The sequence below is a fragment of the Morganella morganii genome, assembly GCF_019242955.1.
GTDB lineage: Bacteria > Pseudomonadota > Gammaproteobacteria > Enterobacterales > Enterobacteriaceae > Morganella > Morganella sibonii.
Map to the genome: position 1 here is coordinate 3,690,678 of NZ_CP066129.1, position 12,725 is coordinate 3,703,402.

The window sequence follows — 12,725 nt, forward strand, 5'->3', positions numbered from 1 at the left end:
ACAAAACAGGATAACAACAATGAGAACAGATGTAACAACCGGAAAGCCGGAGATTATACATAATAGTGATGACGGGAAAGCCAAACGATTGCATGACTGGCTTATAAAAAATTACAATAAAAAGGAGGATGTTTATCTTGGAATGCAATTAGAGGGTATCGATAGCGATAATACCGGTAACAATATTCAAGAAAAAATAAAGTTATTAATTGCTATTGAAAATAAGTTAATTAAAAAACCAGAATATTCTGATACAGAAATGCGTAAATCAGTAAGCCAGGTTGGCGGAGACATTGTTAACTACCATGCCTTTTACCAACAATATCTTCTTAAGATGGTAAATCAAAAACAGTTAGGATTAGCACCGGATGTACTTTCCGCTGATTTTGACCGGGATAATAACAAAGACGACTGGCTTACTGTACTTAGCTGATAATATCTGTTATATCAAAGCAATAACAACAGGAATAATATCGATATTTAAATAAATTGTTTGCCGTTCAGTAAAACAGTCTCTGCCCTGAACTGATTTGAACGCATCTGAATATGCGGTTCATGCGGATGTTCTGATGCTTCAGCTTTACCGCTGAGGAACCATTCGATTGGCGCATCTAATAATTCAGATAATTCAATAAGATGATGGAGACTGATTTTACTGACACCGCGCTCATAACGGTTAAATTGTTGCTGACTGATATTCAGTTTTTGCGCTAATTTAACGGTTACAATCCCGAGTTCTTTACGTCTTGATTGGATTCTGTGGCCTAAGACTGCATAAAAGTCGGAAGTTTCCATAATGTCTACCTATTTTCTCTATAAGTCGTGAATTCAATTAAGTAAAATTACTTAAAAGCTATATTTTTATATATTAATTTTTTGAATAAAAACAAAGTACTTCTCGCGAAATACTAAAAGTTATGAATACTACTGCTTTAATCATGACGTAACATTTAAATTTAGTTTAATATCAATGTCACAATTCAAAGAAGTTTCATTGTCTCTGAAAAATAAACAGATTTATCTGAAATCCAATGAAAATGCTCAATCAGCTTCACCGGCTCAGCCAATTAACGATTAAGCGTCACAAAAAAAACGGGAGAATCTTTATTACGATATCAAAATTTAAAATCACTCTGAATATTTAAGACAATTCCCTAAACAAAATAAGACAGGGGTTATTAACTAGTCACATAAAGATAAGTAATATCTCTCGTATAATTACTTAGTCTATTTATGATTAATTTTTTCCCTGTCCTTTTATACTATCCGTAGCATCCGTCAAAATAGTGAGGAAATGTAAATCAGGATGTCTGATTATATACTAATCCATCCTCTGACCACGATTCCTTGATCTAACCACATAAAAAGTGAAATAGATCACATGTAACAAAATATTTTTCACCAATCTACATCAATTTAGTGATTGAGGTCACATTTTAACCGTTAATTTGTCTAAAAAAAAAAGCTGAGTGACGAAAAAAAAGACCATAAACAAACCAACCTGCCATCCACAGGATGAATTCATTGAAAAACCGGCAGTAAACACAAGTATTTATAATTACGCATTTACACACCATCTGGCCACTTTTGTAATTATAATCATCTAATTATTTTTAGATAGACATCAGTTATGCTGCCCGGACAAAAAACCATTAAAATCTGACATTAACAGTGAGTAAGTGTTTCATGCTGTATCATGAAAATTTCATTTTAATAATAAGTTTTTATTCTCAACAAAAAAAGATATCCAGCAGGATATTGTAGTATCCCCCTTGTAATTTGTAACTTACTTGTTGTAATTGTAATTTTTTATTTATTTTTTTTCACTTAATCTTTTACTTATGTCAGAATAATTGAAATTATTTCAGATACATATCAATAAGTTAAATATAAATTGATGTAGAGCAATCGTTATTTATAATACTAAATAGGTATAATGACAGGCATCACTTACCGGTATTTTGTAAAATGACTTATTGATTAAAACCCTGTTTAATAATTAAAAATACTTTTATTCTCCTGCTTATATATTATCGCAGGGAAATCATTTGGGTTATGTCACCTTATTGCAGGCATAAAAAAAGCACCTCTGAAGGTGCTTTTTATTGGTACGTAAAATTAACGGCCGGCTTTCAGCTTCTGATAGTAGCTTTCATAAAGCACACTGGCGTCCCCCACATCATCCTGCCACTGCCCTTTACGGATAGTTTCTTCATCCGGATAAAGTGATTTGTCATTGACAATCTCAGCCGGAAGCTGTTTTTTCGCCGCAAGATTCGGCGTCGGATATCCGATAGTCTGCGCAACCTGCGCTGCGATTTCCGGACGCAGCAGGAAATCAATCAGCTTATGCGCACCTTCCGGATTTTTGGCATTGGCGGGGATGGCCAGGCTGTCCATCCAGAAGATACCGCCCTCTTCAGGCCAGACAACATCAATATTGAGGCCGGACTGACGCGCCACATAGGCCGAGCCGTTCCAGATCATCCCGACATTCACTTCCCCTTCCATAAACGGATTGGCCGGGTTATCGGAGTTAAAGGCTAAAATATTCGGACGCAGTTTTTGCAGCTCTTTATACGCCTGCTCAATTTCTGCCGGATTAGTGGTATTCGCTGAATAGCCCAGTTTGCTCAGCGCAATCTGGAACACTTCACGGGCATCATCAGTCATCAGCAGACTGTTTTTATAGTCCGGTTTCCACAGATCCGCCCAGGAGGTCACCGATGACGGATCGACTTCATCACCATTGATACCGATAGCGGTTGCACCCCAGATATAAGGGATCGAATAATCATTTTCCGGATCGAATGGCTTGTGCAGCAGATTCGGGTCCAGGTTATCAAAGTGACTCAGCTTTGATTTATCGATCTTCTGTAACATCCCTTCATGGCGCATTTTGGCGACAAAATAGGTTGAAGGCACCACCAGGTCATAAGCCCCGTCTTTGTAGGTCTTCAGTTTGGTGTACATGCTTTCATTGGATTCATAGGTGGAGTAAATCACCTTGATTCCGGTCTCTTTGGTAAACTGCTCTAATAACCCCGGAGGAACGTATTCCGTCCAGTTATAGAAATAGAGTGTTTTACTGTCATCTGCAGATGCTGAACTCAAGCCTGCTGCCAGAATACCGGCACCAAGCAGCAAGGACCACTTTTTCATTTCAGTGTTTCCCTCAACCCGGGTTAATCAGTGAATATCACAGGCGGTAACGCCCCCTTTTTTAATTAAGCAGGGCAATTATAAAAGCGGAAAAGCGGGGGGTAAAGCAACGATTACGTCATAAAACGGTAACAGAATTGAAAATCCGGCCGCAATGCAGGATTATTCACAAAATAAACCGGCGGGCCGCTGTAAGGCCGCGCCGGTAACAGAAAGGTTACTGCTGCTTGTGTGAGCGGTCACGCAGCACAAGCTGGCTGATAATCACCATAAGCAGCGAAAGTGCCATTAAAATCGTGGCCAGCGCATTCACTTCCGGTGAAACCCCGACTTTTACCATCGAGTAGATTTTCAGCGGCAGAATCTCATAGCTGGGCCCGGTAACGAATGAGGAAACCACCACATCATCCATCGACAGCGTAAAGCTCAGCAGCCAGCCTGCAATCACCGCCGGTAAGGCCAGCGGCAGGATAATTTTACGCAGAATGGTAAATTCCCCGGCGCCCAGGTCACGTGCCGCCTCCAGCATTTTCACGTCAAAATCTTTCAGTCGTGAATAAACCGTCACCACAACAAACGGCAGACAGAAGGTAATGTGTGAGAACAGCAGCGACCAGAAACCGAGCGATACCCCGAGGATCATAAACAGTACCAGCAGGGAAATGGCCATCACGATATCCGGCGACATCATCACCACAAACAGCATACCGCCGACAAAGGGTTTTCCTTTGAACCGGTAGCGGTACAATGCCACCGCCGTCAGCGAACCGATAACTGTGGCAAATGTGGCTGACAGAATCGCCATCGTCAGTGAATGCCCCGCGGCCTGTAACAGGCTGTCATTATTGACCAGCGTGCTGTACCAGTTTGTGGTAAACCCCTGCCAGTTGATCCCGAAACGTGACGAGTTAAAAGAGTTCACAATCAGGATGACAATCGGGATGTATAAATAAGCATAGATGATGGTCATAAAACCACCGCGTAACAGGCGTCCTATCATTCCAGTTCACCCTTCTTATTTAACATTTTTGCCGCACGGTAATAGACATACAGCAGCAGCCCCATTGCTGCGGTCAGGAAAATACTGGTTGCCGCACCAAACGGCCAGTCACGGATATTCAGGAACTGACTTTTTATCACGTTACCAATCAGCAGATTTTTCGCTCCGCCCATCAGATCCGCCACATAGAACAGCCCCATCGCCGGCAGCAGCACCAGCAGACATCCGGCAATAATCCCCGGCATGGTCAGCGGCAGAATAATACGGAAGAAGGTCTGAACTTTGTTCGCCCCCAAATCGCGTGCCGCCTCCAGTAAGGATTTATCAAGCTTTTCAATCGCGGAATAGAGCGGCATCACCATAAACGGCAGCAGAATATAGATAAGCCCGAGCACCACCGCTTCAGAGGTGTACATCAGCTTAAACGGCTTATCGATAAGCCCTGTCCATAACAGAAACTCATTCATATAGCCGCGGGTGCTGAGGAAAATTTTCAGCCCGTAAATGCGGATAAGGGAGTTGGTCCAGAACGGCACTATCAGCAGGAATAACATCAGCGGACGATATTTCTGCGGCATCCGGGCAATAAATGCCGCAAACGGGTAACCGATCAGCAGACAGCAGATAGTCGCAATGACCGCCATGTTGAGCGAATGCAGCATAACCTCAGCATACATCGGGTCAAATAACCGGCGGTAGTTGTCGAAGGTAAAGACCATATCGACCAGATTCGCGTCATTGCGTGTCAGGAAGCTGGTACCGATGATCATCAGATTGGGCAGGAAAACAAACAGCAGTAACCAGGCGACAATCCCCGTGATCACGATAGTCTGGAATGGTTTACGCGTCATTTTCATCGCCCAGCACCACCTCCCAGCTTTCGACCCACGTGACCGCAATTTTCTGATTCAGTGAATGATCCACATCCGGATCGTCTTCATTAAAGAATTCACTGACCATCACCCGCTTGCCGTTTTCCATCTCCACTTCGGAATCCAGCGTCATTCCTTTATAGTTACGCTCGCGGACATAACCGATAAGTCCGGCAATCGGTTCATTATCGTGGATCTCTTCAACGCGCAGATCTTCCGGACGCAGCAGCACATGGACTTTCTGCCCCGGCCTGACATCCAGTGTGGTGTAAATATCACACTCGTGACCTTCGACATTAGCGCGGATACGGTGCTCATCGATTCTGTGCAGAACATCCGCATCAAAGATATTAATCTCACCGATAAACTGCGCCACAAACAGGTTTTTCGGTTCCTCGTAAATTTCACGCGGTGTGCCGTCCTGCTCAATTCTGCCGTCGCGCATCACAATAATGCGGTCAGACATGGTCAGCGCCTCTTCCTGATCGTGGGTAACAAATACAAACGTGATCCCCAGCTTGCGCTGAAGAGCTTTCAGTTCACTCTGCATCTGTTTGCGCAGCTTGTAATCCAGCGCGGAGAGGGATTCATCCAGTAACAGAACTTCCGGTTTATTCACCACCGCACGGGCAATGGCAACGCGCTGCTGCTGCCCGCCGGAAAGATGACCCGGTTTGCGCCCGGCAAAATCTTCCAGCTGCACCATTTTCAGGGCATCGTCCACGCGCTGTGTGATTTCATTTTCCGGGGTTTTCTGCATACGCAGCCCGAATGCCACGTTTTCAAAGACCGTCATGTGCGGAAACAGGGCATAGCTCTGGAAAACGGTATTGATATGGCGCTGTTCGGCAGGGATATGGGTGATATCCTGGTTGCCGAGCATAATCGTGCCTTCATCGGCATCCTCAAGCCCGGCGATCAGACGTAAAACCGTGGTTTTACCGCATCCGGACGGACCCAGAATGGTGACGAACTCACCATGATTAATTGTGAGGTCGAAATGATTAATTATGTTCTTGTCATCAAAGCTTTTGCTCAGCCCTTTCAGGGTGACAAGTGGTGTCAGAGAGGTTGTCTCAGTCATTTATGCTATTCACTCTATCCCGGAGGTCATGCAGATAGAACCGTAACTGAAAAAAGACTGTTAAAGCAGATTGGTCTACTTATGGCCAATGCCCAAAACCAGTTACGCCGTCAAAAAAAGAAGAGGGCATAATAAACACAGCGACCTTAAAATGAAAGCTGAAACGTCATCACGCCACTAATTTTTTGTTCATCTTTATTCATACATATCTTAACAATCATCCCCCTGATTGAATGCATTTTCAAACAGGAATGCGATCTTATTGTCCGTGCGCAATATCTGCCTTTTTGGCGCTGTAAACTATTAAAATAAATCCATTCTTAGGTAAAACCTATCACATCGATAGCAGCAAGCCATTGGCCTCCCCGCGCCGCTTCCCGTATTGTTATTTTCAACGAAACAGGAGGAATCATATATGTCTTTAATTAATACCCCAATCAAACCTTTCACAAACATGGCATTCAAAAACGGTGAATTCGTTGAAGTTACCGAAAAAGACACCGAAGGCAAATGGAGCATTTTCTTCTTTTATCCTGCTGACTTCACCTTTGTCTGCCCGACTGAGTTAGGTGACCTGGCTGACCATTACGACGAATTCCAGAAAATGGGCGTGGACATTTACTCTGTCTCCACTGACACCCATTTCACACACAAAGCATGGCACAGCAGCTCCGAAACCATCGGCAAAATCAAATATGCCATGATCGGCGACCCGACCGGCGCACTGACCCGTAACTTCGAAAATATGCGTGAACTGGAAGGTCTGGCTGACCGCGGTACATTCGTTGTTGACCCGCAGGGCATTATCCAGGCGATTGAAATTACTGCTGAAGGTATCGGCCGTGACGCATCTGACCTGCTGCGTAAAGTGAAAGCGGCTCAGTATGTTGCCAGCCATCCGGGTGAAGTCTGCCCTGCCAAATGGAAAGAAGGTGAAGCGACTCTGTCTCCGTCACTGGACCTGGTCGGTAAAATCTAAGCCACCTCTCCGTCTTCTTTCTTATTTACTGTTATCGGGTGCATTGCACCCGATTTTTTAAGGGAATAATCATGCTCGATAACACTATCCTCGATAACACCATGAAAGCGCAGCTTAAAGCGTATCTCGAAAAATTAACCCGTCCGGTTGAACTGGTATCAACCCTTGACGACAGTGCTAAGTCCGGTGAAATCAGGACATTATTACAGGAAATCGCCGCGTTATCGCCGAAAATTACCGTTCGTGAAGATAACAGCACCGGCGCGCGTAAGCCGTCATTCCTGATTGTAAATCCGGGACAGACCCAGGGTATCCGTTTTGCCGGTTCCCCGCTGGGTCATGAATTCACTTCACTGGTGTTAGCACTGTTACAAGTCGGCGGCCATCCGTCGAAAGAAGCACAGGAATTACTGGATCAGGTGCGTAATCTGGAAGGCGAATTCCGCTTTGAGACGTATTATTCGCTCTCCTGCCATAACTGCCCGGATGTGGTGCAGGCGCTGAACCTGATGGCGGTACTCAACCCGAATATCACTCATACCGCAATTGACGGCGGCCTGTTTCAGAATGAGATCACCGAACGCAACATCATGGGCGTTCCGGCAGTTTTCCTGAACGGTAACGAGTTCGGTCAGGGTCGTATGACACTGGCGGAAATCGTCAATAAAGTGGACAGTAATGCCGGTAAGCGTGCGGCTGACGCTCTGAATCAGCAGGCACCTTATGAAGTCCTGATTGTCGGCAGCGGCCCTGCCGGGGCATCCGCAGCTGTATATTCAGCCCGTAAGGGGATACGTACCGGGCTTATCGGTGAACGTTTCGGCGGCCAGGTGTTGGATACCGTGGATATTGAAAATTATATCTCCGTACCAAAAACCGAAGGCGCAAAACTGGCGGCAGCACTGAAAGTACACGTTGAAGATTACACCGCAGATGTGATTGATAATCAGAGCATCACAGCACTGATCCCGGCCACGGAACCGGGCGGTCTGCATCAGTTACAGACAGCATCCGGTGCCACTCTGAAGGCACGCAGCGTCATCATCAGTACCGGTGCCCGCTGGCGTAATATGGGTGTTCCGGGTGAGCAGGAATACCGCACCAAAGGCGTGACTTATTGTCCGCACTGTGACGGCCCGCTGTTCAAAGGTAAATCTGTCGCGGTAATCGGCGGCGGTAACTCCGGCGCGGAAGCGGCTATCGACCTGGCCGGTGTGGTGGAACATGTCACACTGCTGGAATTTGCCCCGGAACTGAAAGCTGATGCGGTGTTACAGCAGAAATTACGCAGCCTGGCAAACGTGGACATCATTGTGAATGCACAAACCACCGAAGTCCTCGGCGACGGCAGTAAAGTCACCGGATTACAGTACAAAGATCGCGTGTCCGGTGATATTCACACTCTGACACTTGCGGGGATTTTCGTTCAGATTGGTCTGCTGCCGAATACGCAGTGGCTGAAAGGAACACTGGATCTGAACCCGATGGGTGAGATTGTGGTTGATGCCCGTAACGAAACCAGCATCAAAGGGGTGTTCGGTGCCGGTGACTGTACCACTGTTCCGTACAAACAAATTATTATCGCGGCAGGCGAAGGTGCCAAAGCGTCACTCAGCGCCTTTGACTATCTGATCCGTACCAGTACCAGAACCACTGAATAGTCCGCTGTTCAGTTGTTGTACCCAAAGGCATCCGGGGGCGGATGCCTTTTTTTATTCCCCGGTAAATGCCGTTACCCGCTGCCGGATCTGTTCGCGCAGCCAGCGGGTTTTCTGATTATGTGTATTACGCTTATGCCAGAGCATCAGAAACGGAATATCCAGCTGCCGGTAAAACGATTCCTCAAACGGCAGCGGACGGCATTCCAGATCCAGCTGAAATTTCGTCACATAGTGACGGCAGTAGCCCGGCGCACAAGTGATCAGTTCATGTCCCGGATGCGCGGCCATCTGCAAAGATTGTTCAAATGAAGAATAAGAGAGCCGGATCTGCCGGGAGTGACCAAGATCATGCAGTAAATCATCCAGCGCCCACGGAATACGGTTCGCATATTCAGTACTGATATGCGGATATTTGATCAGATTACTGACTGTCCATGCTTCACTGAGCAGCGGATGCCCGCGCCGGATAAATGCCAGCGGCCTGTCCGTAAACAGCAGATCAAAATTAACAATATCCGGAATAGTACTGATACTTTCGCGTGATTTCGGGTAACTCTCACGCCCGAGCAGTCCGATATCCGCCTCTCCCGCGATCACCTCACTGAGCGAGTTATAATCCCAGTCACGGATGCTGACTGCTGATTCCGGATAGTGATGCAGAATACCGACTGCCAGATCATGCAACATCATCAGGTTCAGCGGCTCTTCCATCAGCAACCTGAACTGAACTCCTTTCGGGTTATCACTGCCGCGGATCTCCGCCACCGATTTTGCGGTATGCAGAAATTCCGGCAGCACACTTTCCAGCCGCAGCATCAGCGGTGTCGGAACCAGCCCCTGCGGGCTCCGGATAAACAACGGATCATCAAACCAGGTGCGCAGTTTGGTCAGCGCTTTACTGACCGCGGAAGGGGTCACTGCAAGCCGCGCGGCAACCCGGCTCACACTCCGTTCTTCCAGCAGATACTGGAGGATAATAAGCAGATTTAAATCAAGGCGGTGCAGGGGGTTATTCATAAAGCGACCGGCGCTCTCCGCTGCTGACAGGGTATCGTTTCAGTAATATCGCACCTGCCACAGGGGTTGTCAGCAGAATAATCAGCAGCATCGTTACCGCACCGGTTTCCGCAGCCGCCATAAGCCGGATATAGAGTGAAGCAAAACTCAGCTGGGCAATAGCCAGCACTGAGCTGGCCACACCGGCGCGCTTTGCAAACGGAGACAGCGCCTGACTCATAATGATACCAAACATCAGTGAAAAACCGGCACCACACAAGGCAAATACGATCATCAGTATCAGCGTGTATTCCGCACCGGCCAGAAACAGGCTCAGCAATACCGCATTCAGCAGAAATAATCCCAGCGCAGTATATAAAATGGAATCAGTGCGGAAGAGGGACATTATTTTCGGCATGGAAAAAGAGACACTCATGCTGACCACGGCGAGCAACGCCATCGCCGCCGAAAACTGACCGGAGGTGAATTGCATCTGCCCCATCAGAATAATCGGCGAAACATTCACATAGGTCAGGATCACGGCCATACCTAAACAGGAAACCGCCAGCCGTGTCAGAAAAAAAGCATTCAGAAAGCTTTCCTGCTGTCTGTTTCCGGCAGACGGAATTATCTCTGTTGTCTGTTTATCCGGCCGGGTTTCCTTAATAAAGAACAGGCAAAAGAGAATACTCACAAGGGCATAACCCGCAGAAAAGTAAAACATCACAGACCAGTGAAAGTACCGCAGAATAATAAAGCCGATAACCGGGGCCAGCACCGGTGCAATACAGGTAATGCCATTCATCACAGAAAGGACTTTTGTTCTTGCCGGACCGGAAAGCACATCACGTAACAGGGCAAATGTCACTACATAGCAGAACCCGGCTCCGGCACCCTGAGCAAAACGGGCGCCGAAGAAAAACCCGGTTGTGGTTGCCGCTCCCGCAGCCACCGACGCCAGACAAAAAATAACGGCCCCGGCCAGTGCCACCGGCCTGCGTCCGATATGATCAGCACACCACCCGGCAATCAGCATCATCACCGCCATTCCGGCAAGATACACGGAGAAAGCAATATGCAGCGCACTCTCCGGCGCATTAAGATCTGCCGCAATCTGAGGAATACCGGTCAGATGCAGATCAACCCCGAGCGGGTACATCAGCACAATCCAGAAACTGAAAATCACATATTTAAGCATCACACCGTCCTTATCCGGGATTACCTGTGTGATTGTAACTATCTGTTTTTTATTACCCTACTGACGAATAGTAAAAGGGGATTTTCCGTTATGGAAAAGCGCGTTTCCTTCCGCGACACAGCCGCATTCACGGGAACAAATACTTTTTTATTTGCTCAGCGGAAAAATACCGGTTATATATTATCGCTGAGACGGCCTGTTTATAATATGATATTTATTATCACTCCCGTAACGTGTATATAATGATATTTCCCGGCACAGTGTTTACTATACTGAGTCACACCACATTAAATAATGGAAATAATGCCACTCACTACATTTATCACTTCAATAACGAAAATCACGAACATGATATTATGTTTATTTCGTCACACTCTATTCATATACAAACACTACAAATATCCTTTAATGTATAGCCCTCTCTGTTTTTAAAATAAGATAAAAGACATACCCGCCAGAGGAGTTATTATGCGTTTTAAAACATTAATTCTGATTTCGGGATTACTGACCACACTATCCGGCTGTACCACCTCGTCACGGCAGGTACCGTCTCAGTCCGCACAACCTGCGGCAGAGCCGGCAAAACTGCTCCCGGCTCCGGCACAGAACTCCACCAGCAATAGCTGTATTGATGATATGTATCTGCTGCGTAAAACCAATGCCGGTGACTACCGTGTATTATCCGGTAAATACAGTGAAGTAATGAACGAATTTAATTTCCTGCGGGAAAATGAAAGTATCATGGATAATGATATTAAGATTTATATGAGAAACAGCCTGACGATAAAGCTTGGTAAGGTATGCAGTGATATAAAACTGAGTGCATTCCGTTCAATCAAGAAAAAATCCAGCCTGAATGCCGGCTCATAAACAAAAAAGGCTTGCAGTCAACACAAGCCTTTTTAATATCCGTTTACTATTACTCCGGATGCTTCCCGATAACCTCTCCGCAATACTCAGAAAACAGACGGAGAAATGAAAAGTAGTTTTTTTCATTATAATACTGAAGTGCCAGAAAGCGCTTTGCATCTGAATCACCTTTTCCGGCCGCAATAAGCAAATAGTATTTTCCTTTTTCAACATCTTTTTCCACACCATAACGCCCGGTAAGATACAGTGTTCCCATTAAAAACTGAGCATTTGTCTCTCCCTGCCCCGCTTTTATACTCAGCATTTCCATATATTGCGGTGGAGCTCCCGCAGAACAAAGTAACGGGACAAAAAGCATGGCAATCAGAACCCGTGAATATATTTTCATTTTCCTTTATCCGTTAACTGTGTGACGGGGTAAAGATTACTTTTGATTTATTGTCTTTTCTTTACCGGCAACAACGCTGTCAGGAGTCACTTTATTACTCTTATAAGGTTCGGACTGACCAACAAAACGCCCGCCGGTAATAATAGAAAATGTCTCAGCACGGCAAACACCATTAAGTCCGCCCTTTTGTAAAATTTCTGTATTTTTAGCGCAGCAGGTGCCCATCATAAGACCATTGACTGAAACATACTCCGCAGTCACATCGCCTTCAATAACACCTTTTTCCATAACAGAAACCTTAAAAGTACCGGCGTTGATATTTCCTTTTACTTTTCCGTATATTTCGATATTACCACCCGGCATAATATCCCCTGTAATTTCACAACCGCTTCCTACAATCGTAATACTCTTACCGGCAGGTTCGTTTTTTACCGGCTCAGCTTTTACCTGTTCCGTTTTTACGGGTTCTGCTTTATCTTTTTTGTCATCTTTACTGAATAGTGCCATAAAAAAAC

13 protein-coding genes are annotated in these 12,725 nt (G+C 45.9%); 4 read left to right on the forward strand and 9 right to left on the reverse strand.

Annotation, left to right across the window (positions count from 1 at the left end; translation table 11 throughout):
* Window positions 1-19 precede the first annotated feature (19 nt).
* A complete protein-coding gene (locus JC793_RS17315; protein ID WP_218426829.1) occupies window positions 20-433 on the forward strand; it encodes a hypothetical protein in 414 nt (137 codons plus the stop codon).
* Between the two features lie 47 nt (window positions 434-480).
* Here JC793_RS17315 and JC793_RS17320 read toward each other — a convergent pair whose 3' ends face one another.
* The 5 genes from JC793_RS17320 to potA form a co-directional block, all read right to left on the reverse strand.
* A complete protein-coding gene (locus tag JC793_RS17320; protein ID WP_046895268.1) occupies window positions 481-795 on the reverse strand; it encodes a helix-turn-helix domain-containing protein in 315 nt (104 codons plus the stop codon).
* A 1,323-nt stretch (window positions 796-2,118) separates the two neighbouring features.
* Complete coding sequence (gene potD, locus JC793_RS17325) at window positions 2,119-3,162, reverse strand: spermidine/putrescine ABC transporter substrate-binding protein PotD (RefSeq protein ID WP_046895266.1); 1,044 nt, start codon at window positions 3,160-3,162, stop codon at window positions 2,119-2,121.
* A 217-nt stretch (window positions 3,163-3,379) separates the two neighbouring features.
* The gene (potC, locus tag JC793_RS17330; protein ID WP_046895265.1) at window positions 3,380-4,162 is read right to left on the reverse strand and encodes a spermidine/putrescine ABC transporter permease PotC; all 783 of its coding nucleotides are present in this window, start codon (window positions 4,160-4,162) and stop codon (window positions 3,380-3,382) included.
* Complete coding sequence (potB, locus tag JC793_RS17335) at window positions 4,159-5,019, reverse strand: spermidine/putrescine ABC transporter permease PotB (protein ID WP_166708680.1); 861 nt, start codon at window positions 5,017-5,019, stop codon at window positions 4,159-4,161. The genes potC and potB overlap by 4 nt, the downstream gene beginning before the upstream one ends.
* On the reverse strand, window positions 5,003-6,118 hold the full coding sequence (gene potA / locus JC793_RS17340; protein ID WP_046895263.1) for a spermidine/putrescine ABC transporter ATP-binding protein PotA: 1,116 nt from the start codon (window positions 6,116-6,118) through the stop codon (window positions 5,003-5,005). The genes potB and potA overlap by 17 nt, the downstream gene beginning before the upstream one ends.
* A 415-nt stretch (window positions 6,119-6,533) precedes the next feature.
* Here potA and ahpC point away from each other — a divergent pair, with 415 nt between their 5' ends.
* Together ahpC and ahpF are read left to right on the forward strand one after the other, a co-directional pair.
* Window positions 6,534-7,097: an alkyl hydroperoxide reductase subunit C gene (gene ahpC, locus JC793_RS17345; RefSeq protein WP_046895262.1), complete on the forward strand. Its 564-nt coding sequence runs from the start codon at window positions 6,534-6,536 to the stop codon at window positions 7,095-7,097.
* An 86-nt stretch (window positions 7,098-7,183) separates the two neighbouring features.
* Window positions 7,184-8,758, forward strand: coding sequence for an alkyl hydroperoxide reductase subunit F (gene ahpF, locus JC793_RS17350; RefSeq protein ID WP_046895280.1), 1,575 nt, complete (start codon window positions 7,184-7,186; stop codon window positions 8,756-8,758).
* A gap of 51 nt (window positions 8,759-8,809) precedes the next feature.
* Here the strand turns inward: ahpF and yidZ are convergent, their stop codons facing one another.
* Both yidZ and JC793_RS17360 read right to left on the reverse strand, forming a co-directional pair.
* On the reverse strand, window positions 8,810-9,775 hold the full coding sequence (gene yidZ, locus JC793_RS17355) for an HTH-type transcriptional regulator YidZ (RefSeq protein ID WP_166708681.1): 966 nt from the start codon (window positions 9,773-9,775) through the stop codon (window positions 8,810-8,812).
* Window positions 9,768-10,952, reverse strand: a complete 1,185-nt coding sequence (locus JC793_RS17360) for an MdtL family multidrug efflux MFS transporter (protein WP_218426831.1) — start codon at window positions 10,950-10,952, stop codon at window positions 9,768-9,770. The genes yidZ and JC793_RS17360 overlap by 8 nt, the downstream gene beginning before the upstream one ends.
* A gap of 468 nt (window positions 10,953-11,420) precedes the next feature.
* Here JC793_RS17360 and JC793_RS17365 point away from each other — a divergent pair, with 468 nt between their 5' ends.
* A complete protein-coding gene (locus JC793_RS17365) occupies window positions 11,421-11,822 on the forward strand; it encodes a YuaE family lipoprotein (protein WP_218426833.1) in 402 nt (133 codons plus the stop codon).
* Window positions 11,823-11,871: 49 nt separating this feature from the next.
* Here the strand turns inward: JC793_RS17365 and JC793_RS17370 are convergent, their stop codons facing one another.
* Window positions 11,872-12,210: an SEL1-like repeat protein gene (locus JC793_RS17370; protein WP_218426835.1), complete on the reverse strand. Its 339-nt coding sequence runs from the start codon at window positions 12,208-12,210 to the stop codon at window positions 11,872-11,874.
* A 36-nt stretch (window positions 12,211-12,246) separates the two neighbouring features.
* Window positions 12,247-12,717: a bactofilin family protein gene (locus JC793_RS17375; protein WP_218426837.1), complete on the reverse strand. Its 471-nt coding sequence runs from the start codon at window positions 12,715-12,717 to the stop codon at window positions 12,247-12,249.
* Window positions 12,718-12,725 lie beyond the last annotated feature (8 nt).